Here is a 25,973-nt window from a genome sequence, read left to right on the forward strand (position 1 = left end):
ACGCATGTCACCTAACCCAAGATCGAACTGCCAGCACAGTCTATGACACTGTGATTTAAGACTTACTCTCACGAACAGGCAACTGATTTAGCTTGGTAACTGATAAGCATCTTCAAGGAATAGCTTAAGGCAAGCGTCGACCACAACAGGGTCATAAAAAATTCCGCGATTTTTTCGAATCTCTTCGAGTGCAGCATCTATTCCTAAGCCCGGGCGATAAGGGCGATGTGAGGTCATAGACTCCACAACATCGGCTACCGCGATAATGCGAGCCTCTAACAAAATTTGATCTCCACGCAGACCGCATGGGTAACCGCTACCATCCATACGCTCATGGTGCTGGTAGGCCACTTGGGCAATCGGCCATGGGAACTCAATGTTCTTTAAGATGTTATAGCCAGTCTGCGCATGCTCTTTCACCAACGCCATTTCAATATTGCTTAAGCGGGATGGTTTAGAGAGAATTTCGGCTGGCACACTAATTTTTCCGACATCGTGCACCATACCAGCTAAGCGTAAGCCTTGGACGACATCAGCCGACAAACCCATTGCCAGACCGATGTCACCAGCAATGATTCCTACGCGTTTTTCATGTCCGGCAGTGTAAGGATCGCGCTGTTCAACCATCAAAGACACCGCCTCCAAAGTACCCTCGGTTGCGTGTTCCAATAACGAAATATAATGCGCGATCTCGGCTTGACTGCGCACACGTTCGCTAATATCTTGCGCCATCCCCAAGACTGCCGGTACGCCATCAAATTCAATACTGACTTCTTGCAATCCAAGTTCGACTAGGGTGCCATCTTTGCGCTTGCCTCGTAAGGTGTAGCTTCCTGTCCGCCCTTCGAGCGCCAAGCTTTCTTGGGCACGTTCAGCAATAGTAAGGTCTTCGCGGGCGATGATGGAGTTAAGGAAAACACCCTCCAATTCGGCTTTTTGATAGCCAAGAATTTCTTCAAACCGTGGGTTCGCGTAGCTAATTTGTCCCATGTAACATGAGTAAATACCGATTGGCGACAATTCTATCAGCATGCGAAAACGATGCTCTTTCTCTGACACTTCTTTGATCAAGGTGTGGCCGAGTTCGCGCGCCTGCAACAGATCAATTCCGCGAGTCAACTCGGCGGCCATTTCTTCTAGCAAGCTAACTTCATCATCGTCAAAACTAGCGCCGTCGCTTGCGTAAATACTCAGGGCACCAAAATTGACATCGTTGACGATAAGCGGCAAAGCGATGGAGGCATTGAAACCATTGTCCAAAGCTGTTTGACGCCAACGATTAAAGCGCGGATCCGTTTGTATGTTTCGGGCGATCACGGTCTGACGTGTACGAATCGCACTGCCCGTTGGACCGCGTCCCGCTTCGTTATCGGCCCAAGTCAGCTGGAGATTTGCAATGTAATTTTTTTGATCACCCGCACTGGCTATCGGACGGACTTTTTTTTCTTCATCAAATTCTGCCGCGCCTATCCATGCCATCCGATAACCAGTATGATCAATGAGGACCATACAAATATTCGCCAATAGCATATCCAAAGTTTTTGCATTTGAAATGACATTGGTACAGGCACGCAAGGCTTCTAATGCCCGATTACGGTGGTGCAGTGATAGCTCCAGTTTTTTACGCTCGCTGATATCACGAATAAAGCATTGGCGGTAGCGTTTGCCATCGACCATGAGCGCGTTTGAACTGATCTCAACAGAAAAGCAATTACCCTCACTATCTTGATGTTTCGCTTCGATGAGTGAACTAGGGTTGTTCATCGCCTCTAACCATACTTTTGTTTGCAACTCTAACTCAGTCTGACAAAAAAGATCGCGAATATTTAGCCCCTGCAGGGTTGAAGCGGCATACCTGTACATCGTCAATGCTGCCTGATTCGTTTCAATAACATTGTCGTTCTCATCGATAAGAATCAAACCATCACGGGCACTTTCCAATATATTGGCATAGTGCAGCGTTAAGGCGTCGTGCTGTACACGCTTCTGATCTAATTCGCTTAACATTGCATTGAGTTGCAAGGCGACCTCGTCAATTTCAGTCGGACCTGATACAGATAAGGTTTTTTTTTCACCCAAACCAATTGCACGCGCTGAGCTTGCCAAATAACGAATTGGGCGAGCAATCCCTTCAGAAAAACGCCAGGCTATCAGCAGAGCAAGCGACAAGCAAACGATGAAGTAGAGTAAGCCAAATACCAAATTTCTTTGTAAGCTCGCGGAGATTTTTGATTCAGGCTCTCCGACCATCACATACCAGCCTAGCGTGGACAACCACCGTTGCGCATAGACCATCTGTTTGCCATCACGCAATTTGACATAGACAATTTGATTCAACTCATCACGTGGAATATTTTCTGCGTATTTACTAGCCTCGACACTTACCCAGCGTGCGCCATCTGCCTCATGTAGCAAATTGATGCCCTGTCTATCGATCACAAAGGCATCAAGCCCAGTGGGAATACTGAACATCAATATTCTATTTAATTCCAATAAATCAATCGTAAAAGAGAAAAACACCGACACTTGATTCGCATTAATGAAAGGATAGATCATGACTATCTTGGGGCGACCGCTTGCCTGATCAACATACAAAGAACTCAGCACAAGGTCCTTATTGAATTTGCGCTGCGCTATTAAAGCTCGAATAGGCAACGCGCCGTTATTGATTGGTGCGAACGAATAAATGAGCTCACCATCCTCACGATGCAAAGCGATGTTCGATAAATGCTGATGTAAGCGCATGAACTGCTTAGGATTAAACTCACCTTTAATCTCGCCATCGACGGCTACCATTTCTTCTGCAGTCATTTTGATCAATCGTTGCAGCTCGCCCATTTCGGCCTTAGCATGATCTTCGATATTGCCAGCGACCAAATTGAGCGCTTTGTACGACGCTTCACGTAATGCGTTTTGGTTATCGTTGAGCTGCCAAACGCCGATTAGGGCAAATGGTAGTAGCGACAGACAAGCCAGTAACATTAACCATGTTCGGATTGACCAATGGCTGGAGTCTAGCGGTTTAAGTATCCCCAAATTGCGCTTATTCATATTAGAGATGTGGGAAGTGAAGAGATCAATTTAATATACACGCAAACTAAATATTTTCCAAAGGAAAGCTTTTTCCAAATAAGCAAGTATCAGAAAACAACAAAGACTTTTGCATATCGATAGCCAATCACGCAGTCGGTTTCAGCTTGTCGAGCATCGCCAAAATTCCACTGTTGGCAGACCTCGAAAAGCACCATGCTTGGCTAGATTGGTACTGAGCATAGTGACGCCCAAGATCGTGTTTATGTTGCATAGGTTGTGCTGGTCTTACTAGCCCAACATACGACAAATTGCTAATCTCAATTTTCAAGCTGTGCTTGCTTGATAGCCAGTGCAGAAAATGCCTCAACCAAAGGATTACTGTCACGCTTAGCGCGTACCAGCAATAACGAAGTCATCGCATTGCTATCCGACAGCGGCCGATAGCAAACCCCCTCCATTTGCAAACGTTCAAACGAGCCTGGCAAAATCGAAATGCCACAGCCTGCTGCGACCAAACCTATGATGGTGGACGCCTCGCCGACTTCATGTGCGACTTTGGGCGCGAAACCTTGCGCTTGGCACAGCCGCATGATTTGCGGATAGATACCAGTGCCCGCTTGATGCGGATACATAATGAAGGATTCGTCGGCCAATTCTTTCAGCGCGATTTTCCTCTTTTTACTTAAAGCGTGCGTCGTCGGCAATACGGCCATCAAGGGATCGCGTCGTAAGGAATTCACACGCAGATTATTCAGCTTCACTGTCTCTTCGATTGCCCCATCCGGTGGTCGGATCAAGCCAAGATCTAATTGCTGCTTTTCGATTTCTTCTAGTTGTCGATTGGTAGACAACTCACGAAAAATCAAATTCACCTCGGGATAATTTTCTCTGTAGCGATGAATTACCTTAGAAAACAACACAGTAAATGGCGTAGAAAAAGTAAATCCTATACGCAGTTCACCAGTCTCGCCTCGTGCGGCTTTTCTAGCCAGCTCGCCGGCACTTTCGGTCAAGGCAATGATGCGCCTTGCATCTTGTAAAAATAATTGACCGGCAGAAGTCAGACGCACCGAACGTTTGCTGCGTTCGAACAACCGCACACCAATATCATCTTCCAGCATTTGTATCGCATGACTCAAAGGTGGCTGTCCTATGTGAATGCGTAAAGCAGCCCGGGTGAAGTGTAGCTCTTCGGCGACCGCAATAAAGTAACGTAGTTGGCGCAGTTCCATCATCTATTTAATGTATTAAAAGTAGCATTAATATATATTGGACAGACATAAAGCACAATCCTAAGATGACGGCATTCACAGCAAGCGGACCTATGCCATGCTTAGTCGTAGCCAAACTATCCCTCTCCCTACTTCCGTTAGTAGCCGTCAAAAAAATATACGACGCGCCATGTTATTTGGTGGTTTCGCAAGTTTTTCTATGCTGTATTGCGTGCAACCCCTAATGCCATTATTGGCGACAGAATTTACTTTGAGTGCGGCACAGAGTAGTTGGATTTTATCGATCTCCACCTTGTGTTTAGCATTCTCACTTTTAATCTCCAGTGTCATTAGCGAGATCATCGGGCGCAAAACTTTGATGTTGTGGGCGGTCACCATCGCCGCCGCCACTACCGTACTTTGCAGTCTCGTGCACAGTTTTGAGCAACTCATTTTCTTACGTGCATTGCTAGGTATTGCGCTTGGCGGTATGCCCGCAGTCGCCATTGCCTACTTAAGCGAAGAAGTCGACGCTAGTGCATTGGCTAGCACCATCGGCCTATATATCGCTGGCAGTGCCTTAGGTGGCATGTCAGGTCGGCTACTTACGGCCCTGTTCTGCGACTATTTTTCATGGCAAGTTGCGTTCGCCATCATGGGAAGCATTGGACTCTATTCCGCAGGGGAGTTTTGGCGGACACTGCCAGACGCACAGCATTTTAAATCCAGCGAAGTATCTGCTCGCTCACAAGCATTGCTGATCATCGCTGGTTTTCGCTCACACGCTGGTAACCGCGATTTACTGTGTTTGTTTGGTTTGGCATTTATCTTGACCGGGTGCTTCACTAGCTTCTATAACTACATCAGCTTTCATCTGGTCGCCGCGCCTTTTCATTTTTCTCAAGCCAGCCTCGGTGCGATTTCTATTTTCTATCTACTCGGCATGCTGAGCTCGGTGTTAGCCGCGTCTTTAATCGCCAGATTTGGTAGAAAAAAGATGATGTTAAGCGCTTTATATGGGATGGTCGTGGGCTTGTTTTTCACCTTATCGACAAACCTGATTCCCATCATCGCCGGCATCGCCATTTTCACCTTTTGTTTTTTTGCCGCCCATAGTATTGCCAGTAGCTGGGTGGCTCGCTTGGCGCTGTCCTCAAAAGCCTTAGCATCTGCAATGTACTTATTCTGCTATTACGCGGGTGCTAGTGTGCTCGGCGCTGTCGGTGGCGGTATGTGGACTACTGCCGCTTGGCCTGGCCTGATCATTTTCATGAGCGGCCTACTATTATTGGGAAGCAGTCTCGCAGCGGTACTACGCAGCACCGAGCAAAATTGAACGGCTTAGCCGTGAAACATGTTTTCAGAAAGCATGCATTTGATGTTACACCTGCAGCATGCTACAATTGAAGCATGCTGCAGGTGTAACATTTTCTAAATGTGGCATGCACCATTCAAGTCCTACCTAATCAAAAGCCTTTAAAAAAATGAACCAAACCACCGCCCATATCGCCGCTGACAACGATGAATACTGGACCTATATCAGCGCGCACTTTCCCAGCCAAACAGCGTTTACAAACTTAGAAAATGGGTATTGCGGCGTGTTGTCGCAATCGGTAATGGCAGCCTTGCAAGCTTATCAGGCAGAGGTCAATACTAAAACCTCCTTTTTTTTGAGAACACAACTGCATGATAGGCTACATGAAGTCAAAGAAAGGCTTGCAGAATTTTGCGGGGTCGATGCAGAGGAACTACTGATTACAAATAATCTAACGGAAGCGATACATCTGGTTCTGCAAGCCTATCCGTTCAATGTGGGTGATGAAATTTTATATGCAAGTACCGAGTATGATAGCGTCCAAAAAACGATACAAAGCCTAGCGTCTCGTAAACAATTGAACACGAATGTCATTTCAATCGCCGATCCATGCATAAGCGATGATGAGATTATTAGCAAATATGAGGACGCCATCACAAGGGAAACGCGCGTCATCATGCTGACGCATTTGCTACACAGGAATGGTCAAATTCTTCCGGTCGCACGAATCACGACAATGGCGAAACAGTACCAGGTCGATGTCATTGTGGATGCGGCTCATTCATTTGCACAACTCAATTATCAATTGCCGGATCTGGGCTGCGATTTTATCGGTGTCAATCTGCATAAATGGCTAGGCGCACCACTAGGTACGGGATTACTCTATGTCAGGCGTAACCGAATTAAGGACCTAACTGCATCGCATGAGCTTAAATTAGAGTCGCTTAATTTGGGTGGCACTTTTTCTCCTGCTCCAGTCATGGCGATTACCGATGCGATCCGATTTCATCAATCCATAGGCACTCGTAACATTGAAGCTCGCTTACGCCATCTGAGCCAGTATTGGCTGGAACAAGTAAGCGATCTAACGGCAATTCAACATCACACTCCACATGAACCTCATCGCTCATGTGCGATTCGTGCCATCAGCGTCGAAGGATTCTCAGCACAAAAAGTTGTTGACCACTTGATGCAACACCATCAGATATTTACCGTCACCAGAACGATAGACAAGCAAGAAGTAGTGCGCATCACGCCACATATCTTCACTAGCAAGTCTGATCTGGATCGTCTGGTCGAAGGCCTGCGTCAATTGCTTGAATCAAATAAGCCTTCTACATCACCGAAGCAGCAACGCGAACACGAGCACCATCACTAAGAAAGAAAACAATGATACTTATCCGGGCGCTGTATCTATCCGAGCATTTTTTGAAAGTGCTTAAAGACAAAGAGCCCAAGGCGCATGTCCATTCAGGACTAGCCACAGGACTCAGAAATCACCAATTTACAGAGAACAAAAAAGCTCATCGGCACTTAAAGCCAAATTCTATGCCCTCGCCCGCATTAAACGAAGTGCATTTTTATGAATAGCATCGGCGAGATTCTCAGGACAATTCAAGCGAGTTCGTACTTGAATCCTATAAGAAAATGAGCGTCAAAATGACTATTCGCATCATCTGGTTTCGCAATTAAATAAATGAACTTGAACCGCAAAATGAAAGAAGTTTTTTATCAACCCCGGCATAATCTGATCAAAACTAGATTTTCGGCGAAACATGGCGCCATGTTTCTGAGCCTATGCTTTATGATCTCGCCAGCCAGCGCGGGCGGCGATGCATCTGAAGGCAGTTTGTTTCTCTTGTTGCTTTTGATTTTGGGGATATTAATCGTCCCTCCCTTGCTCCTTGCTCTCATTGTTCCGCTTTTTGTGCCTAGCAAAGATCAAGCAAAACACAAAGTTGCAAGTGAATCTCAAAAAGCGTCTACAAGGTCCGGCTTCATAGCCAAAGTTTTTGTGTTGGCCCTCCTCATTTGGGGCTTTTCACTCTATGCCTACTATCAATTTCGCACATGGCACACAGCCAAACAAGAAAAACAAGGCAGCGAACAATTACTATCAGCAGAGTTAGCAGATGATTTAATGTGGAAAAATACTCCACTACGCGTCGCGGCCTGCCGAGCAGATCTTGCCAGTTTGAGGAACTTAGTAAGTTCAGAACAGAAAGAAGTAGACTTAGACCTGAAACTCAAAGTCGCCAAAGAATGCGCTGTAGGTCGAGAGCAGGCTGAAGTGCTTGCAGTTTTACTTGATGATCCAATCTACCATTCAGAAGATAACTTAAAGGCCATACTGGCAATTTCAGAAGCCGTTTTCGACAGCATGGATATTCAGTTGCTAGCAGTCTTACTTCAGAAAAAAACACATCTCCCCAAAGAACGACTACATGAGTTTTACTTAGCTGCACTCTTAAAAAATGATACGAAAACACCAGAGCAAAAACTTCTCTGGCTCAAAGCGCTATCAGAAAATGGAGTAGATCTCAATTACATCTCTAGCTCAGGTTCCTCCTTATTGAGAGTGGCATTTGAGACCCAGGCAGCGCCCATTATTCACTATGCTTTAGATCAAGGGATTGATCCCTATGCGGCGGTGATCAGAACTGTCAATGTCATCATTGAAAAGCGCATAGAAAGCTCGGGGGGCATCACCACACTTGAAAAAACTGAGCAATTTTCTTGGTCAGCATTGCAATCTTGGACCTTGCGTAGGTTTGGCTACACTTGGCCACAACAAAAAGAGCGCAACATAAAAATTCCCATATTGAACGAAGAGGAAATCCTTGCAATCAACCGTCGACTACGCGAATTAACGTCAGACGAATCAAATTTACGCTTTCAGAATTTTCAACTTCGAACGGATACACCTGATGGCGGCGCTTCACTATTTGCCTACATGCTAGAGCGAGGTGTCAAGTTAGATATTGCTGATGCGTCTGGAAAAGGTTTACTCTCTGCGCGAATGCTCTATTCCGATCAACTTATCGCGGTATTGGCGAAGCTAGAAGATAAGCAGCTTCAACAATTGATCTGTCCTAGGGTTCAACTTGGCACATCATCAGCTTCTTTGATCGATGAAGCCAGAAAATCTCATAATCAAGTATTGATTAGGTTCCTAGAAAACCGCCAGCTCAAGCGCTGTCCAGTGCGACATTAACACCGACCTTCCTATGAACAATTATCTTAAATATTGGCTTTGCTTTGCGATTCTATCCACCTTGGCATCACCTGCTATTGCACACGGCGGCGCCGAAGCAGGCGCCATTATGGTTTTATTTTTTAGCGCAGGCATCGCGATCGTGGTGTTTACAATCGCTGTGATCGTTTGCGGCATCAAACGCTACTCGGCTCTGAAGAACATAGGTATCTCACTACTATTTTCTGTCATCGCGTTTGTGACGGCAGTTTCTGTCTGGACCATACTCATAAAAAACGAAAACCAAATAGCAAAAGAAAAAGCGCAATCGACGGTAGATGATCAAAAAGAGTCCGAACAGATTTGGCGCAATAGTCCATTGAAAGAAGCCGCGTGCAATGCCGATTTAACCAAGCTCAAGACAATTCTATCAAGTAGCAATTTTAATAGAAGGGATCTGAGACGCGCCTTCGAAGACTGTGCGGTGGCGCAAGCGAATGCCGAAGTGGCTGATCTTCTGTTAGACCATATCTTGCGACCAGAATATACTCAAGATAAAACCGCGCATTGCACCTACCTAACGCCTGTTTTTAGACAAATTGGAAAAAGCATCAACTTAGAAGTACTGGCACTCTTTGCGCGAAGAAAATTGAGCTTAGATTGTCGCGAGGGCGTCAGGCAAATACCCACTTGGTGGTCTGAGACACAACAACAAAACAATGCCATATCCGATCCGAATTTTTCTCAGTACTTAAGCTATTTGGCCTCGCAAGGCGTTGATCTCTATGTGGATCTCGGCGGGCGCAATTTGCTATCTTATGCAATGGAATTCGGAGATGCTAAAACTATTGCATTAGTACTCAATGAACAATCCAAACCTTATACCTTATTAGCTAAAAGCTCAGATTGGACCGCCTTGCAATACTGGATATTGCGACGCCATGGATATCAGAGTTCACCACAGATTTACGGCGCACGAGTTATTCCTAAATTAAGTGATCAAGAACGGGCTAGCATACAGGCTCAATTACGTGAACTGACACCCGATGAAGCCAATTTCTTGAATCGTGACGGCTGGCGCTTTTCAAATTGGGGAGACTTCCCAGATGGTGGCGCCGCTTTGTTCCGCTATTTGCGACAGCGTGGTGCAAAGTTGCACATCCCTAATCAATATGGAATCGGCATTTTTAATGGAAGGACCACGTTCTCACCAGCGTTGATTGCCGAGCTAGATCAACTTAAGGATACAGAAATGCGTGAATTAAGCTGCCCAATAGACAATACCGGCGCAGTAAAAATGCCACTATATGCTGAGTCAAAGTTACATCAAAATCGCTCTATTACTGACTATCTCGATAAACGAAGACTCAGTAGCACTTGCTAATTAGCAGCGTGTTTCAATGGTAGGCTTTAAGCTAGATTTTTACACAAGGCCCATTTCTCAAATGAAAAAATTACTCCAATTTATCAGCGTGCTACCCTTGTTCGCAACCATCAATACTGTCAGTGCGGCGAACAAGTTAAATGTAGATCAATACATTGCAAACTACAGCAAATCCTATATTGCTTTGGGTTTGGGTGGTGAAATGGATTTGTCATATCAAAAGCAAATCGGCAAGTTACTAAAAACAAAAAACCTGGCACAACAACAGCGCTTTCTGACTTCACTACAACAACAAAGAAGCAAGCTTAAATTCGTTCCAGAACAGACTCAGGCATCGACCTGCCAAGATTTACAGCTCAAACAAATTGATTTTGAACTAGCCTTATTGAAGGAAAAACTACAGCTCATCCAACGATACAATGCGCTAGGAAAAAATGCCTTGATATCCGACCAAGGTATAGCCAAAAGTAGTATGGGCAAGGCTTGGTACGCCTTTTTGAGTAAAGCTTGGCTGACCATAGAAAGTCAGCCTGAAGAATTGATGGCGTTGGGGAATGCGGAGTTAAAACGCGCACTGCAGCGCTATCGCCAGTTACAAGACAATATGGGCTATGCGGGACGTGATGCAGAATTTGCGACTTATCTAAATAGTGCTGCCTTTCACTATCAAGGCGATTCAACACCACAAGCCGATTACGAAAAGCGACAAGCCATCGTCAATCAAAATCTACACAAACTATTTTTGCCAAACTCCATCCAGCCACCCCAAATCAAAGCATCCCCCATAGGATCAGCCTTACCCGTCGACGGCTATTACGAACCAGAAGAAAACACTTTCTATTTCAACAAAGCCAAATCGCATTACGAACGTCGCAATATCGATTGGTTATTGCTGCACGAAAGTACACCGGGGCACCACTACCAAAGTCGCTATGGCATCGAGCAAGCGACTTGCCCGAACAAACTGCCACACGGATTCTACTCAGCTTATGCCGAGGGCTGGGGTGCCTATGTGGAAGAGTTTGGGCATGAGTTAGGCTTGTTTCAGCAAGATGCCGATGAACTCGGTGCAGTGGAATGGGATTTGGTTCGTTCTATACGGGTCGTTCTCGATGTTGGTATCAACTACTACGACTGGAGCGAACAGCAAGCGAAAGAATTCTGGCAAAGTGAATTACCTATGTTACCGGCTTTAGCGGATCGCGAAATCAAGCGCGTACGCAACTGGCCAGCGCAAGCCATTACTTACAAATTAGGCGCGGTGAAGTTCCGCCAGTTACGTGAGGCGGAACAAAAGCGTTTAGGTGATCGCTTTGACATACGCCAGTTTCACCACAGCATGTTGAAATATGGGCCTCTGCCTATATCGATGCTGGATCAGGTTCTTGGTTCATCGGAATAGAGTCTGCTAAGCTGTAAGCCCAACAGATGATAGCGAACGCGAGATGGACGAATGAAAGAAGATTTCTGCCCCATTTTTCATTTCGCTTTGCAGCACGTCTAAAGTGCTTGATTCCGCTAAAGCATCACTCAAGGAGATTTCGCTTTTTATGTCATATTGACGCTGTTCTTACATCACTGACTCGACTGCCTTTTAAAGACAGCCAACTACTTAACCGTCATGCCAGGCTTGATCCCACTGCTGTCCGGAATAATTTTCTTGCCAGTTTTATTTTGTCGCTCCCTTTTCCCGCAAGCGGCGAGTTGGAAATGCGGGGTCGGGGAGTCAAAACTCGAATGCTGGCGTTTCAACGAAAATGTAGAGCAGCAAAAGATGTGGCTAGACCTTAGCTGCAATTGCAGGGTCTACCACGCCGCACCCCTGCCTCAAGCATTCGAAGCCAGACTCTAGCTAGCGCAATTTTGCGTCAATTCTAAAGTAGCAGCCGTTTTGTACAAATTCAGCAGAATTGAGCATGCTTAACTAAAAAACTAGCATCACACTCTGCCCCTGAACCGGATGGCCGGGCAATTATGATCAGGAGTAAGCATGTTACAAAGACGTCCGATTGCGCAAGCGATCGCCTTACTGTTTTCTGGCTTTGCAATGATGCCAGTCAACGCCCAACAAAATGACAGCAACAACAATACAACGCAGCGTGTCGAGGTGACTGGTAGCCGGATTAAGCGCATCGATGTGGAAACCGCTTCAGCGGTACAAGTGATCAGTAAAGAAGAAATCATGCGCAGCGGTGCGGTCACCTTGACCGATGTCTTGCGTACGATACCGGCAGGTAATGCAGGCGGTTACAACACCGAAGGGCCGCCAACGCAAGCCTTCGGCGCGGCTGGGATTTCTTTGCGTGGTTTGGGTGTTGGTTCAACACTGGTATTGGTCAACGGGCGCCGCACCGCCCCCTACGGCTTCGGTACCGCTTCTTTTGTTGATACTAATTCGATTCCTGTCGATGCCATCGAACGCATAGAGACTTTGCTCGATGGCGCGTCAGCGATCTATGGCGCAGATGCCATCGCGGGTGTCATCAACATCATTTTACGCAAGGACTATCAAGGCAAAGAAGTCTACGGCAGCCTCGGCACCAGTGGCTATCGTGACGCAAAATCGCGTTCTGCGGGCATCAGTTGGGGACAAGGGAATCTGGCAAAGGATGGCTACAACTGGATGATTAATTATGGCCACCATGAACAAGATCCGGTCTTAGCCAATGCACGACCACGCACTAAGGATGCTGATTTCCGTCGTTTTAACTTGACAGATTCTCGCTCCAGTTTCTATCGCAATGTGTATCAAACTGGTGGCTATTATGGCGGCAGTTTTATTGCGCCATTGGCCGGTTGCACCCCAGTCAATGACCCCGCAACACCCGCTTTAAATGGTCGCTGCGTATTGGACAACACAAAAAACGTCAACGTCGTCTCGGCATCGACCAATGATGCTGTCTATGCGACCGCCAACGTAGCGCTCGGATCAGATTGGCAATTATTTAGTGATGCCTCATTTAGCCGTGTTAAGTATGCAGCCAATACCTACAGCTATGGCACTTCCGCGTATGCGGCTTACACCTATGACTTAGTCGATGTAAAAGGTGAATTCGGCAATGCGCCTGGCTCACCGATTGCTTACTTGGTGTTGCCGATCGGGCATCCACAAAATCCGTTAAAAGATAAACCTGCGGCAGTACGCTACAACTTTGACGATATACAAAACCGCATACAATCTGCGAACGATAACTCGCGTCTGACCTTAGGTGCGCGCGGCAACCTCGGTGAGTGGGATACGGAAATTGGCCTGATGTATGCCAAGGCGAAAGGCGCAATTCGCTACCGTGGCTATATTCAAGATGCCGTGCTGACCGGCGAAGTTCTGGACAAAAACGGCTACGTGAATAAGAACTTTATACTCGGCGATGCCGCTGCCAACGATGCAGCATTGATGGCGCGACTGTATCCAGCCATGCGCAATGTATCGGATACCAGCACTGCCCTAATTGATGTCAAAGCCAGCCGCGAGCTATGGCAATTGCCTGGTGGTCGGGTCGGCGTGTCAGTCGGTGGCGAATTCCGCCAAGAAAAATTTAGCTCGGTGCCGGACACCTTATTTTCTTCTGGTGCGATCCAATTATTTTCAATCACAGGTTCCGTTGGTAAGCGCAATGTCGCCGCAGCTTATGGTGAAATCGTGGCACCTGTATTGAAAAATTTGGAACTCAACGCTGCCGCCCGCGTGGATCGCTACAACGATTTTGGTGCAGCCGCGACGCCGAAACTGGGCGTCAAATGGAAAGTTTTGCCACAATGGGCGGTACGTTCGACATTTGCCCATGGCTTCCGCGCGCCAACTTTACCTGAAATGAATTCAGGTACCTTCGCCGGTTATATGAAAGTGCAAGATCCTAAATTCTGTCCGACGCTGAGTGCGGACAATCCACAATGTGATCGTTATGTGCAATATGAGATTGGCCAAAACCCGAATTTAAAAGCTGAAAAATCCAAAAGCTATACATTAGGAACTGTCATTGAGCCGACCACAGGCTGGTCGCTTGCACTCGATTACTACGCCATACAACGACGCGATGAAGTATCGCAAATCAGTGCGAAATATTTGTTAGATCATGAAAGTGCTTATCCTCATCTGGTGATCCGGCATGCTGGCACCAACGTGATCGATAAACTATTATTGCTGACTTCGAATTTGGCGCAAACTGAAGTCCGCGGAATTGATCTGGATGCACGTGGTGAAGTGAATCTGGCTGACTACGGAAAACTACGCCTGAACGCGAGCTTGAATAAAGTACTAAGCTACAAATCGGCGGAAAATTCTAGTGTGGAAAAAGTCGATTACGCTGGTTACTACACAACGCCAAAAAATCGCGCGCGTTTTGGCTTGGCTTGGGAACAAGGCGATATGAATTTGGGCTTCAATTGGAATTATGTTGCTGGCTATTCTTTGAAACCGACACCCGAATCGAATTGCACTTATCAAGAAAAAAATCCCTCGTATTGCCAAGTAAAACCCTGGCTGACGACTGATGCTTACCTGACTTATCGCTATCAAAAGAATCTCAATTTGAGTCTGACAGTACAAAATTTAGTGAACAAGGAAGCCCCGTTTGACGCTTCTATGATCGCCTATCTGCAAGGTTTTAATGCGGCCTTCCATAATCAATTGGGACGCTTTGTGCAGATTAGTGCTAAGTATAGTTTTTAAGCCATTTAAGTTAAAGAACGAAAAATCAAAGCCGATCAACGCGGAAATGCAGAGGAAAGCTGAGAAGACTTTAATAAGCCTCTTACTTCGCTTCCTCGCATTTTTCCGGCGTCTCCGCTTCTCCGTGTTGAGCTCCTTTGCGTCTTAACGTCGTTCCAAGCGTACCAACACCGGCGCCTTCAATGCCGGTCTTTTTATTGATTGATCCATGTCACCGCTACCTTCAAAAATTTCATCAAAATTGACTGCACTTGCAAGACTGATTGCCTTTGCCACAGCGATGACTTTAAGCGCTTGCAACACAGCACCACAAAATCAGCTTTTTCCGAATCCCGCGCACAATGACAGCATGCGCACAGAATGTCCTAGCCTCATTCGAGCTTACGCAGATTTGCCTGATCCAGAAACTTTGTCTGCGCTAAAACGCCGTGCGGAACAAGCATTGGCTAATCACGGTCTACGAGTTCTGTGGGAAGTACGCAGCCCCCATGGACAAGGGTTAGCCTTCTCCGACCAACTCGGAGATCGCCAGCGCTTATCGCGTTTGCTCGATGCCATCTTGCCTGCCTTCACTCGCTACCCGCCCATTTTTTTCCAGAACATGCAGGTGCGCGACATTGTTTTGGTCAAAGATTTTCACGTCGGCGGTCAGTTTAGATTAGCCATGCCCGCACCGGAAAGCGATAGCTTGGTCTATGCTGATAACGGTCACCCACAACTTTGTATGGCTGGCATGGAAATGCGCATGCATCATGAGTTTTATCATCTGATAGAACATCGATTATTTAAAGATTTCTATTTTCGCGATCCTGCCTGGCTAGCCTTAAATCCCGTAGATACCCGCTATGGTCAAGGAGGTGCAACAGCTTATGGCAAACAATTTCAAAACCTCGGTCATCCGCATGCTGGGATGATTAGTATCTACGCCGGCTATGGTGTGGAAGAAGATAAGGCCGAAGTGTTTGGCTGGATGATGACACCTGGCTATGCAGAACGCTTACATGACTGGGCAAAGCAAGACAATTCACTCGCAGCAAAACTTGATTGGATGCGTAAATTATTGATCACGCCATCGCGCTGAAATCCTGATGCTACAAAATAAGACTGTTTTAAAGGAAATCGTACTGAATGTCTTATATGGCTTGACCCGGTATTCACTCATTGACGATAGCAGTGACTGCAACATGGATGCTGGATCAAGTCTCACTACGATCAGGTGGCTATAGATACCGGGCCGAACCCGGTATGACGATGTTTAGCTCATCTTTACCACCGCCTTCGACACTGAACAAATTCAATTCAACGCAAAGCTTGCGGTGCCACATGCGGCAATTTTCTCCCATTCAACATCGCCCAGGTCATTGCTGCCATCACTTGCGCGTTTTGAATTAAATTATCTTTCGAAACATGATCCACTGTATCAACCTGGCTATGCTAGGTATGCGAAAGATAATCGAGAGCATCTTGGACAGCGGCGAACGCGGTATGTACCGTCTCGTTAAGAAGGTGAAGAGGTGCCACTAATCGACATAAAAGTTCTACGCCGTACCAAGCCACAACAGCAAAGCTAATTTACAACTTCGATATTAAAATCAGCACTTTCGTGTCTAGCGATCAACAAATAGTCGCAATACTTTACGGCCTACTTCTAGCACAGCGCCCATTTCGACACATTCGCGTGCGAAAATAATATGTCAAGCCGCCCTCGAATAAATCGCTGACTCTGAAGCTCTTGAGATTGCCGGAAGATCAGCCATTAGCGCTAAAAAACAGAGATAATGCAATTGAAACGAAACCTAGTACGTTAAATGTATTAAAGCTGAATTGATCATCACTTCGATGTTAACAGCCAATTTTTGGTGAAATCCCGAACTATTCAATCACACAGTGAAACGAGCCTAAAATGCTATTTGTGGTAATTTTCAAAGACAAATTGAACCGATCCGACGTTAGAGCAAATTTATTGCAAGCCCATATTGAATGGCTTGAAGAACATCGAGCGATCATTCCGATTGGTGGATCTCTCAGGCATGAACCAGAACAAAATCCCATTGGCGGCTTATGGATTGCCGAAGCGGCTTCTAAGCAAGAGCTGGAGAAGCTCGTGCATACAGATCCCTTCTTTACCGCAGGACTACGCGAAAGTTACGATATCCTACACTGGTCAAAAGCGAATGAGGGACGTAAAGTTTCAATCTAAACTGCTCCTTTTGTCAGTAGAGCAAAAAAGTACTTTACTGCACACAATTCAGGAAAACGAAATTTGAATTGAGGCTAACTAAATCCTATTATGCGCGCACCGTTCTTCCATCAACTTCCAAGCATCGATAGTATGACGGCTGCTTTAGCAGTGTCACAATTCGGGTCTTTCTCGGCCGCCGCAATCGAACTAAACATCACACATGCAGCAGTCAGTCGACGTGTAGCAACACTGGAAGCATGGGCCGGTATTAAGGTCTTTAAACGGCATACGAGAGGCGTGGTTCCCACGGAGGATGGTCAGCGCATTTTGGCGCGTTTAGATGCCGCATTGACACAGATAGAAGAACTATCAATTCCCCGTAAAACCAAGCATGTGCTGCCGCCAGTTCGGGTGGCAGTCACACCATCGTTCGCACGCTTCTTCTTACTTCCAAAACTTTCGCTACTCTCAGGAACACCAAATGACATACACATCGAAGTGATAGCTAGCCTCAATCATGCAGACCTTTTGGGTGGCGAAGTCGATCTAGCAATTCGTTATGGTCGCGGCGCTTGGAAAAAAACCCATGCTGTTCGCCTCAACTAAATTCAATTCAACGCAAAACTTGCGGTGCCACATGCGGCAATTTTTTTCCATTCAACATCGCCCAGGTCATTGCGGCCATCACTTGCGCGTTTTGAATTAAATTATCTTTCGAAACATGATCCACTGTATCAACCTGGCTATGCCAAGTGTGCGAAAGATAATCGAGCGGATCTTGAACAGCGGCGAACGCGGGTATGCCTTGCTCGAAAAAAGCTTGATGATCAGAACCGCCGCCGAGCGCATACGTGATGTCAAGACTATTTAACTCTTTGGTCTGTTCCTTCGCTTCATTCAAGGCAGTGAACCACTCATCGACTTTCATATCCAGAAAGCCAGTAATACGCCCCCCGCCTGCATCTTGCGTCAGCATCGCCTGTATTTTCGTCTTCTCTGCCGCATGCGCTTTCAGATAAGCTTCGCTCCCCAATATGCCCTGCTCTTCACCCGAAAACAAAACGACACGCAGCGTCCGTTTAGGTTTTAGTTTCAGCGCATGCATCGCCCGCAAGACTTCCATCGTCACGACCGTACCTACCCCATTATCAGTGGCACCCGTTCCCAAATCCCAAGAATCTTGGTGCGCACCGAGTACCACCATTTCATTGCTCAATTCTGTACCAGGAAAGTCAGCCACCACGTTGTAGGCTTGCACTATATCTTTACTCAAGCGTCCACCAAACTGAAACTCCAACTTCGGTGTAATCCCACGGGCGATTAAGCGCTGCAACAAGTTGGCATGTTCTTTGGTGATAATCGCGGCGTTCTTTTTATAACGAGTGCTTGGACCGCCAAACATATCTTGCAAATTGCCGCCTCTACCGGAGACAAAAAATATCGCAGCGTAATCGGCAGCGCGTATCGCTTTATTGAATTCTTCAGAATATTGTTGGAAGTTTTTTTCTTGTTCCGGGGTTGGTTTGGGTGACGATATGGCTAGTACAATTTTTCCACGCAAACGCGGTGCAATTTGTTTAAACTCATCTAAGGTTTTCACATTCATCACAATCACTTCTGCAGTCACCTTATGTGGACTACTATCACTCCAGGCATGTTGCTGAACATCCAGTACCTTGCCGTTGGCATTCAGAAGTCTCACACTTGCCACACCTCGCGTCCAGGCTTTACCTAACTCGTAGGCCTCTTCATGCACATTCACCGCGCCGTATGCTTTGAGTTTTTCCATCGCCCACTTCTGCGCCTGACGTAGTTGCGGCGAACCTGTCAGGCGTGGACCTATGCCGTCACACATTTCTTCCAGATTCAACATTAACTGATTGTTTTGTGCAATTTCAGCTAGTAAGTTTTGTGAAATGTTGGCGGTTTTCACTTCTAATGTTTGCGCGGCAGCAGGCGACTGACTTTGTGCAAAACAATAGTTGTGAGATAAAAGACTTACGCTCAAGGCAAGAACAGCAAGTTTGCTTTGACGTGACAAAGATGTGGACATAGGAATCTCAGGTAAATGGGTGAGGAATAGCAAGTCGATTTTTTCTAAGAAAGAGCCAAGCACAAGTTCACTCTCTCTATACAAATTCGAAGGAAATCAAATGTGATTAACGACGAGGCATAGGCGGCAATTTTTTCACGAATTCTGCCAATCCACCTTTGTTACGCACGGCGATCAAGTCATCAATCGCTGGCACACGATTATCAGGATTTTTTGCCACTAAAGATTCATAAGCACGCAGCACGCCTTCGACACCTGCCAAGGTTTTCGCTTCGTCATCGGCTTCGTTTCTCATAGGATCTTTGATCTTCTTTTGCAACTGAAAAGCTGCTGTACTCACGGTATGATGAAAACGCAAGACACGCATCAAATCGCCCTTAGCCACCCCATTGTGAAACCAAAATACACCCTTATCAGGGCCGAACATATAATCGGGCACGTCGTCCGTCCATTTCTGAAACCAACGACCATCAGCCGAACTCATTACAGCTAAAGGATCTTTATCGGCCAAGGCCGCCAGTTTTACAACGCGTTCGCCTTCCTCTGCTGTCGCTGGGCCGCGATCGGCTTGGGCAAATACCGGATTGACAAAGGCAAAGCTGAGTAAAGCAAACGCAAAAATACGTTTCATTAAATTATTTAAGACCATGTTCATTCTCCAAAATCATTAGTTAGTTAATTGTTCGTTTCCCGCTTAGAATAAAAGCATCCGTAAGGGAGAAGGTTCACAGACTATAAGGATTGGATAGGTCTGTCCCTGCAAAACCGACAGAACAAAAAAAACGGCGACGAAATGGAAATATTTGGCGATAAAACAAATTGACTAGTTAGCTCAACTAAATCAAAAAATTTCTTCCGACTATTGCTTGCCAATTAAGTAACTTTCAATTTTCGAGAGGACGACGTCAGTCAAAAATAAAGGCAATTGAGATTAGTTTTTCTCTAAAAGAAGTTGAAATTGCGTCTGTCCTTCGGAATTTAGCATCAGTCTATGTGTGTAGCCGTGGCGATTTAATACCTCACGCACAAACATCAGTCCTATGCCTTGGCCGCCTTTTTTGGTCGTAAAGAATGGCGTGAACAACTGCGAGCTAGCTATATTTTTCAAACCTTTGCCGGAATCACAAATCGACAAATAGCCAGGTGCAGAATCTGTTGCCGCTCGTAGATCTATGCGCACAAAGTGCGGGCCAGCCTCTGCATTTTTCTGTGCAGCTTCTACGGCTTCGATACCATTTTTGACGATATTCATGACAGCCTGTTCAAACAAATGACGATCTATCATTTGTGATGGCAGCGCGTCACGGCATCCCCACTCGAGCGTAATACCATTGTCATGACAACGTTGTCGATAGAGAACTAAGACTGTATCTACAATCTCACTCAAGTCACAAGATTCTAACTGCAGGTCTGGCATTTTGACGACTTGAGTAAAACGTTCAATAAACTTGGCCAAATTGGTATTACGTTTTTGGACTGCGATGATCGCGGTCGAAAAATCTTGACTATCTTCGTCACGCAATTGTTCTCGATAAAAAAGCAAAGACTCCAACACTGATCCCGTCGCCGCGACGGTGTTATTCACTTCATGCGCCAGCACGCGTACCAGTTTTTCGTAGGTCGCTTTCTCCGAGCTGGCTAGTTCCTCGGTAATTTCGTCTATCAATAAAAATTCACGCCGAAAGCCGCGATCGACAAATTCACTGCGTTGGCAACGGAAACGCCGACCTTCTTCATTACTCAATACTTCGCTATGGCCAACGGCGATCGATTGTAAGTCTTCTATAAAACGAGACGCACTACCAGTAGTAGGCACGGCTAAAGCTTTACCCAACTGAATCTCGGAACCAAATAATTGAGAGGAAAAAGCATTACAGAGGCTGACCTTGCCATCAAAATCGAACACGATCACTGCACCCGGGGTTGCCTCCAAAAGTTGATCGAGAAAACCACGTTGTTCGCCTAGCCGCAACCTTTCTTGATACAAGGCATCGAGCATACGATTAAACAGTGAAGCTAATTCCTTGGCTTCTGCATTAGCGTTGGTCTTTATGCGCGCCGCATAGTTTTCATCATGCAGTAAATCCTGGAATTGACGTGCAAATCCAAGCGGTAATAAGGCTTTTTTCAGCACTTGATGACCGATAAAAAAACTGACGATCAATCCGACTTCAATTCCCACAACGACAAATGGGCGCTCATGCATCAAAACCAATGCAAGCGCAAAAAACAGCGCGTGTAACAAAAATAAATACAGCTGTAGACGCCGTTGTGAACTCACTTGGTTTCCTCGTCCATGGCTTCTGCCTCATGATGGGCGATCTGATGTTTTTCCATGCGACGATATAAGGCAAAACGACTCAAACCTAAGGCTTTAGCGACCCGGGACAAATTGCCCTGATGTAGTTCCATTGCCTTCTCTATCATGTGCTTTTCAACCTGATCTAAAGTCATCCCAGAGAATATCGACGTTGAGCTGCATTCTTGTGCATAGACATCGGCAACATCACTTTCGACTGATAGAAAATCCGCTTTCTCCAAGCTGTCTTTGCCAATTAAAAGCAAGGTTCTCTCTATGCTTTGCTTTAGTTGGCGAATATTACCTGGCCAATTTTGTTGAGATAGCCATTCAATAGCAGAAGGCGATAACTGCGCAGTCTGCATGCCATAGTGGTGACATAACTGTTCGGTCAAGCTGCGTGCCAGCAAGGGAATATCACTGCGCCGCTCGCGCAAAGGCGGTAGACGTAATGTGATTAAATTTAAGCGATAGAACAAATCTTCACGGAATTCACCACTGGCAACTTGCTCCGCCAATTCGCGATTGGTCGCTGAGACTATACGCACATCGACCTTCTCAGTTTTACTCGAACCCAAAACCTGATAGGTCTGGTTTTGCAAAACCCGCAGCAGCTTGACTTGATCTGAACGATTGAGTTCGCCGACTTCATCCAAGAACAAGGTTCCCAAATGCGCTGTCGCAAAGTGCCCTTTTCTGTCCGTCTTGGCATCAGTAAAAGCGCCGCGCACATGACCAAACATTTCGCTCTCAAAAAGTGACGAGGAGATCGCACCCATGTTCACCTTTACCGCTTCTTTCGCAGCCCGCGGGCTATTGCGATGAATGGCATCGGCGATTAATTCCTTACCTGTACCGCTCTCACCGAGTATCAGCACTGAGGCATTGGTCTTAGCGACACGACCTATGGTTGCCAAAACTTTCAAGAGCTCGGGATGCTCACCGACGATTTCTGAGAAGTCATATTGAGCATCGAGCTTGTGACGTGTCAGACGCGAGACTGGCGCATCTTCATTCAGCGCCAGCGTGGTTTGAATTAACTGCACCAGCGTTGCGTTATTCCAAGGCTTAGTAAAAAAATCGGCAGCGCCCGCTTTTACCCCTTTGACCGCCAGCGAAATCGAACCCCAAGCCGTCATCAACAATACCGGCAGCCGTGCATGTCTGCGATGAATTTCGGTCATCAAGGCTAAGCCCTCATCACCCGTGGTTTCCAATGAAAAATTCATGTCCAACAAAACCAAACTGAATGGCTGCCGCTCTAACAGTGCTAGTGCTTTAGCAGGTTCATCACAGCTCACACTGGCGTAGCCATTTTGTTTCAAAAGCAGCGCCAGCGAAACCTGCACTGATTCATCGTCATCTACGATTAGAATAGTCTGTGAAGACACGAGTGTTCCCTTTTTCTTTTGTATATTTCATTCGTAGTGCAAAGCTTCAGTCGGGCTCATACGGCTCGCCATCCATGCGGGATACAAAGCACAGGCAATTGATACTGCATAAATAATCGCCATAGCAATGCCTGCCGACACGAAGAAACTATTCCAGCCCATAAACTTAGCAAAGATGCCAGTAAAAGGTAACTGTATCAGAAACAGCATTCCTACCGCCATAGCCAAACTACTCATCAACACCTGCTCCGTCACAATTTGCCCATAAATTTGCGTACTGCTCGCCCCTACAGCACGGCGCAAACCAAGTTCGGGAATGCGGCTATTGACGTTTTGCCAGAGGACACCGAATAGACCGAAAGACACCATCAACAGCAGGAAAACTGCAATCACGACCGGCGGAACAAAGAAAATGGCTTTCTGACGCAGCATTTCGTCTCGCCCCTCGACTAAGGTCGCAATTTTGTACTCAATGTCACTACGCACCTGCTTTAACCGCTGATGCAATTTAATTTCAAAATTGCGCGGCGTGCCAGGTTTTACTTTGATTACCATATTAGTTAGTGGAACTAGAGCATCCGATTCTTGAGCCAGCAAAACGATATTGTCATTCCCCATAAATTCTCCGCGGTAGCGATAATGATCCACGACACCGATTATCTTGATCAAATCCGGGTTCTCACTCTTCGAATTTGCACTCGTGATCGTTTTTCCAATCGGATCTTCATTCGCAAATAAGGTATCGGCTAAACTCTGATTAATCACTGCTAATTTGATCCCACTACCCTCATCATGCTTGGAGAACCAGCGTCCACGAAGAATTTTCATTCCCAATGCGTCGCCCCCTTCACTATCCATTTTCAAAGAAAGAATATCGACCTTTTTGTCGCTATCGCCTTTACGCATTTGTGATCGGAAGGCAGAAAAAGAGTAAGGATAATATTGCACGAAGCTGACTGCGTCGACTTCAGGCATCGCCTTGAGGCTACGATGAAATTGATTGATCAACTCGCGTGCTTGGGAGCGACTTTGCTCTGATGTTTTCACACCTGAATCAGGATTCAAGAAACCATCGACTTTGCCGTCGAGTTGAATACTCCAACGGTTTTCATATTCAAATCCAAGCGGCGTGTTATATAGACGCAAGTTGTAAACAATTCCAACCACGACGGCAAAAACCACAACGAATATCAACAGAATTTCGGCACTAATCATGAGATTTTTACCTTTGCGTTTCCACAATATTTTCAATAAATGTTGCAGCATCAAACATTTCCTTTCAATGCAAAAACCGGATCGAGTTTGGCCATACGCCAAGCAGGCAATATGCCCGACACAACAGAAAAGACCGTCGCGATCAAGACGCCATACAGATACACCGTGAGATTGATCTCACCACGAAAGTAAGGAATCATTCCGGAGAAGCCTAACCACAGAAAAAACAGTTGCATAAACAAAAATGCCAATGCACAAGCAAACAAAGTCAGTAACAGATTCTCGAACAGAAATTGCCCCACCAACTCAAAATTTGAGGCGCCAAAGGCTTTCCGGACACCAATCTCAACGCTTCTTTCCATCATGCGTCCCATGTTCAAGTTCACCAAATTCAATGCGGGTAACAACATGAACAAAAACATCAACACCACGATCCATGCCATCACCGTGCCTGCACCAGAGTCCTCTGACTCTTCAGGTTGACCGCTATTTCTACTCGAAAATCCACGCGCAAATTCATCAAAACTTGTATTTGCAAGCATCTGCGTTTTGGGCCATTTAGTGGGATCATCTTGTTGTACCGTCGCGGAAATTTCACGAAGCTCTTTTTTCATCGTCGACAAATGCGATACATCTTTCGCGAGTAAGATCGCGTTGAAGTCACCACTGAGGCTATTTCTGTAATCACTCGTATTCATGGTCGTTAACGGCGCCCACATATCAGCACTAGAAATCGACTTACGCGCATCTTCCACAACGCCTATAATTTCATACTGTTGCATACTAATGCTGAGCTTGTGCCCAATTGGATTGAGATCACCAAATAGTTTTATTGCCATGGAGCCGGATATCACCACGTAAAAGCTTCCACGTTGAATATCATCATCGTTGATCCAACGACCTGCTAATAACTGAAAATCCAAAATCTTCCAGTAATTATCATCGGTATAACGAATGGTCGATTTATGAACTACATCATCCCGATATATAGCGACAGGCTTTGGGACAGAGACTGCGCCAACTAATTCAGCGCTCTTCATTGGCTTCAAGTATTGTTCGATTAATTTGTAACCCAGATTCGTTGTCCAAACATCCCCTTCGCCATACTTTGTTACGGTACTTACAGTGAGAATTCGGTCTCCGCGTTTCGCTAGCACACCAGATGGTGAATAACTCTGTTCTACCATCGCAGTAACCACCAACAAAACAATCAGCGTCAGCACAATACAAAACAGATTAATTGCCGTATACATTTTCCGCCGACGATAAACGTTCAGAGCGATCATTAAATAGTTCTTCAGCATAGCAATTCCTAAGCGACCAACTGGCCGTCAAACACACGAATGATGCGGCCGCTTTGTTTCGCGTGGCGTTCTTCATGCGTGACCATCACGACAGTGGTACCTTGCTGATTCAACTTTAACAGGATATCCATCACTTCAGCACCCATATGGCTGTCGAGATTGCCCGTTGGTTCGTCGGCTAACAGGATTTCTGGATTACCGACCATGGCACGTGCAATCGCTACCCGTTGCTGCTGACCGCCAGATAATTGGTTCGGGTAATGTTCCATGCGCGCGCTTAATCCCACGCTGGCAAGTGCTTGTTCTGCCAACTCACGTCGCTCCTTGGCGCTGGTTTTGCGGTACAAGAGTGGCAATTCAACGTTATCGATGACGCGTAGATCATTGATCAGATGAAAGCTCTGAAAAATAAAGCCAAAGGTTTTATTGCGCATTTTTGCCAGATCTTTGTCACCCCACTGGTGCAACTCTTGCCCTGCGATTTTGAGCTTGCCTTGCGCTGGTCGGTCAAGCAAACCTAGTAAGTTCAACAAGGTGCTCTTGCCGCAACCGCTAGGTCCCATGATAGAAACAAATTCCCCTTTTTCGATGCGCAAATTAATATCGCGTAAGGCGATCGTTTCGACTTTATCGGTTTGGTAAGTCTTACTGACATTTTCTAATTGAATCATCTTAATTCCTTTGTTTTCTGTAATCTTGTACTTGCCGTGGACGGGTAAGCGTA

Annotated in this window: 19 protein-coding genes; 9 read left to right on the forward strand and 10 right to left on the reverse strand. The window is 46.1% G+C overall.

Annotated elements, in window-relative coordinates; translation table 11 throughout:
* Window positions 1-87: 87 nt before the first annotated feature.
* Both AC1RR2_RS09375 and AC1RR2_RS09380 read right to left on the reverse strand, forming a co-directional pair.
* Window positions 88-3,051, reverse strand: a complete 2,964-nt coding sequence (locus tag AC1RR2_RS09375; RefSeq protein ID WP_493221986.1) for a PAS domain S-box protein — start codon at window positions 3,049-3,051, stop codon at window positions 88-90.
* A gap of 299 nt (window positions 3,052-3,350) precedes the next feature.
* On the reverse strand, window positions 3,351-4,268 hold the full coding sequence (locus tag AC1RR2_RS09380; protein ID WP_493221987.1) for a LysR family transcriptional regulator: 918 nt from the start codon (window positions 4,266-4,268) through the stop codon (window positions 3,351-3,353).
* Window positions 4,269-4,362: 94 nt separating this feature from the next.
* Between AC1RR2_RS09380 and AC1RR2_RS09385 the strand changes: the two genes are divergently transcribed.
* The 6 genes from AC1RR2_RS09385 (at window position 4,363) to AC1RR2_RS09410 (ending at window position 14,805) form a co-directional block, all read left to right on the forward strand.
* The gene (locus AC1RR2_RS09385; RefSeq protein ID WP_493221988.1) at window positions 4,363-5,580 is read left to right on the forward strand and encodes an MFS transporter; all 1,218 of its coding nucleotides are present in this window, start codon (window positions 4,363-4,365) and stop codon (window positions 5,578-5,580) included.
* A gap of 148 nt (window positions 5,581-5,728) precedes the next feature.
* Entirely contained in the window at window positions 5,729-6,937 is a 1,209-nt protein-coding gene (locus AC1RR2_RS09390) for an aminotransferase class V-fold PLP-dependent enzyme (RefSeq protein ID WP_493221989.1), read from the forward strand.
* Between the two features lie 336 nt (window positions 6,938-7,273).
* The gene (locus AC1RR2_RS09395) at window positions 7,274-8,773 is read left to right on the forward strand and encodes a hypothetical protein (protein WP_493221990.1); all 1,500 of its coding nucleotides are present in this window, start codon (window positions 7,274-7,276) and stop codon (window positions 8,771-8,773) included.
* A 13-nt stretch (window positions 8,774-8,786) separates the two neighbouring features.
* Window positions 8,787-10,136, forward strand: a complete 1,350-nt coding sequence (locus AC1RR2_RS09400) for a hypothetical protein (RefSeq protein WP_493221991.1) — start codon at window positions 8,787-8,789, stop codon at window positions 10,134-10,136.
* A 61-nt stretch (window positions 10,137-10,197) separates the two neighbouring features.
* Window positions 10,198-11,538, forward strand: a complete 1,341-nt coding sequence (locus tag AC1RR2_RS09405; RefSeq protein WP_493221992.1) for a DUF885 domain-containing protein — start codon at window positions 10,198-10,200, stop codon at window positions 11,536-11,538.
* A 588-nt stretch (window positions 11,539-12,126) separates the two neighbouring features.
* Entirely contained in the window at window positions 12,127-14,805 is a 2,679-nt protein-coding gene (locus AC1RR2_RS09410) for a TonB-dependent receptor plug domain-containing protein (protein ID WP_493221993.1), read from the forward strand.
* A gap of 144 nt (window positions 14,806-14,949) precedes the next feature.
* Here the strand turns inward: AC1RR2_RS09410 and AC1RR2_RS09415 are convergent, their stop codons facing one another.
* On the reverse strand, window positions 14,950-15,105 hold the full coding sequence (locus tag AC1RR2_RS09415) for a hypothetical protein (protein ID WP_493221994.1): 156 nt from the start codon (window positions 15,103-15,105) through the stop codon (window positions 14,950-14,952).
* A 49-nt stretch (window positions 15,106-15,154) separates the two neighbouring features.
* On the opposite strand from AC1RR2_RS09415, the gene AC1RR2_RS09420 reads away from it, so the two are divergent.
* The 3 genes from AC1RR2_RS09420 (at window position 15,155) to AC1RR2_RS09430 (ending at window position 17,593) form a co-directional block, all read left to right on the forward strand.
* Window positions 15,155-15,886: a hypothetical protein gene (locus AC1RR2_RS09420; RefSeq protein ID WP_493221995.1), complete on the forward strand. Its 732-nt coding sequence runs from the start codon at window positions 15,155-15,157 to the stop codon at window positions 15,884-15,886.
* Window positions 15,887-16,708: 822 nt separating this feature from the next.
* Window positions 16,709-17,005 carry a YciI family protein gene (locus tag AC1RR2_RS09425; RefSeq protein ID WP_493221996.1) on the forward strand — a complete coding sequence of 99 codons (297 nt, stop codon included), beginning with the start codon at window positions 16,709-16,711 and terminating at the stop codon, window positions 17,003-17,005.
* Between the two features lie 90 nt (window positions 17,006-17,095).
* On the forward strand, window positions 17,096-17,593 hold the full coding sequence (locus AC1RR2_RS09430) for a LysR family transcriptional regulator (RefSeq protein WP_493221997.1): 498 nt from the start codon (window positions 17,096-17,098) through the stop codon (window positions 17,591-17,593).
* A 7-nt stretch (window positions 17,594-17,600) separates the two neighbouring features.
* Here AC1RR2_RS09430 and AC1RR2_RS09435 read toward each other — a convergent pair whose 3' ends face one another.
* The 7 genes from AC1RR2_RS09435 to AC1RR2_RS09465 all read right to left on the reverse strand — a co-directional run bounded on the left by AC1RR2_RS09435 (window position 17,601) and on the right by AC1RR2_RS09465 (window position 25,920).
* Complete coding sequence (locus AC1RR2_RS09435; protein ID WP_493221998.1) at window positions 17,601-19,040, reverse strand: M20/M25/M40 family metallo-hydrolase; 1,440 nt, start codon at window positions 19,038-19,040, stop codon at window positions 17,601-17,603.
* A gap of 106 nt (window positions 19,041-19,146) precedes the next feature.
* The gene (locus tag AC1RR2_RS09440; protein WP_493221999.1) at window positions 19,147-19,689 is read right to left on the reverse strand and encodes a hypothetical protein; all 543 of its coding nucleotides are present in this window, start codon (window positions 19,687-19,689) and stop codon (window positions 19,147-19,149) included.
* A 282-nt stretch (window positions 19,690-19,971) separates the two neighbouring features.
* Window positions 19,972-21,321, reverse strand: coding sequence for a sensor histidine kinase (locus tag AC1RR2_RS09445; RefSeq protein WP_493222000.1), 1,350 nt, complete (start codon window positions 21,319-21,321; stop codon window positions 19,972-19,974).
* On the reverse strand, window positions 21,318-22,730 hold the full coding sequence (locus AC1RR2_RS09450; RefSeq protein ID WP_493222001.1) for a sigma-54-dependent transcriptional regulator: 1,413 nt from the start codon (window positions 22,728-22,730) through the stop codon (window positions 21,318-21,320). Before AC1RR2_RS09450 ends, AC1RR2_RS09445 begins: the two co-directional genes overlap by 4 nt.
* Window positions 22,731-22,757: 27 nt before the next feature.
* Window positions 22,758-23,996 (reverse strand): ABC transporter permease, encoded by a 1,239-nt coding sequence (locus AC1RR2_RS09455; RefSeq protein WP_493222002.1) that lies wholly within the window; start codon window positions 23,994-23,996, stop codon window positions 22,758-22,760.
* The gene (locus AC1RR2_RS09460) at window positions 23,996-25,249 is read right to left on the reverse strand and encodes an ABC transporter permease (RefSeq protein ID WP_493222003.1); all 1,254 of its coding nucleotides are present in this window, start codon (window positions 25,247-25,249) and stop codon (window positions 23,996-23,998) included. Before AC1RR2_RS09460 ends, AC1RR2_RS09455 begins: the two co-directional genes overlap by 1 nt.
* An 8-nt stretch (window positions 25,250-25,257) precedes the next feature.
* The gene (locus AC1RR2_RS09465) at window positions 25,258-25,920 is read right to left on the reverse strand and encodes an ABC transporter ATP-binding protein (protein ID WP_493222004.1); all 663 of its coding nucleotides are present in this window, start codon (window positions 25,918-25,920) and stop codon (window positions 25,258-25,260) included.
* Window positions 25,921-25,973 lie beyond the last annotated feature (53 nt).

The organism is Undibacterium sp. GW821-FHT11H02, from assembly GCF_058808015.1.

What these genes read in the sequence shown, in the direction of transcription:
- AC1RR2_RS09375 (WP_493221986.1), bottom strand. Translation starts at nt 3,051, where the DNA reads ATGAATAAGCGCAATTTGGGGATACTTAAACCGCTAGACTCCAGCCAT.
- AC1RR2_RS09380 (WP_493221987.1), bottom strand. Translation starts at nt 4,268, where the DNA reads ATGATGGAACTGCGCCAACTACGTTACTTTATTGCGGTCGCCGAAGAG.
- AC1RR2_RS09385 (WP_493221988.1), top strand. Translation starts at nt 4,363, where the DNA reads ATGCTTAGTCGTAGCCAAACTATCCCTCTCCCTACTTCCGTTAGTAGC.
- AC1RR2_RS09390 (WP_493221989.1), top strand. Translation starts at nt 5,729, where the DNA reads ATGAACCAAACCACCGCCCATATCGCCGCTGACAACGATGAATACTGG.
- AC1RR2_RS09395 (WP_493221990.1), top strand. Translation starts at nt 7,274, where the DNA reads ATGAAAGAAGTTTTTTATCAACCCCGGCATAATCTGATCAAAACTAGA.
- AC1RR2_RS09400 (WP_493221991.1), top strand. Translation starts at nt 8,787, where the DNA reads ATGAACAATTATCTTAAATATTGGCTTTGCTTTGCGATTCTATCCACC.
- AC1RR2_RS09405 (WP_493221992.1), top strand. Translation starts at nt 10,198, where the DNA reads ATGAAAAAATTACTCCAATTTATCAGCGTGCTACCCTTGTTCGCAACC.
- AC1RR2_RS09410 (WP_493221993.1), top strand. Translation starts at nt 12,127, where the DNA reads ATGTTACAAAGACGTCCGATTGCGCAAGCGATCGCCTTACTGTTTTCT.
- AC1RR2_RS09420 (WP_493221995.1), top strand. Translation starts at nt 15,155, where the DNA reads ATGCGCACAGAATGTCCTAGCCTCATTCGAGCTTACGCAGATTTGCCT.
- AC1RR2_RS09425 (WP_493221996.1), top strand. Translation starts at nt 16,709, where the DNA reads ATGCTATTTGTGGTAATTTTCAAAGACAAATTGAACCGATCCGACGTT.
- AC1RR2_RS09430 (WP_493221997.1), top strand. Translation starts at nt 17,096, where the DNA reads ATGCGCGCACCGTTCTTCCATCAACTTCCAAGCATCGATAGTATGACG.
- AC1RR2_RS09435 (WP_493221998.1), bottom strand. Translation starts at nt 19,040, where the DNA reads ATGTCCACATCTTTGTCACGTCAAAGCAAACTTGCTGTTCTTGCCTTG.
- AC1RR2_RS09440 (WP_493221999.1), bottom strand. Translation starts at nt 19,689, where the DNA reads ATGGTCTTAAATAATTTAATGAAACGTATTTTTGCGTTTGCTTTACTC.
- AC1RR2_RS09455 (WP_493222002.1), bottom strand. Translation starts at nt 23,996, where the DNA reads ATGCTGCAACATTTATTGAAAATATTGTGGAAACGCAAAGGTAAAAAT.
- AC1RR2_RS09460 (WP_493222003.1), bottom strand. Translation starts at nt 25,249, where the DNA reads ATGCTGAAGAACTATTTAATGATCGCTCTGAACGTTTATCGTCGGCGG.
- AC1RR2_RS09465 (WP_493222004.1), bottom strand. Translation starts at nt 25,920, where the DNA reads ATGATTCAATTAGAAAATGTCAGTAAGACTTACCAAACCGATAAAGTC.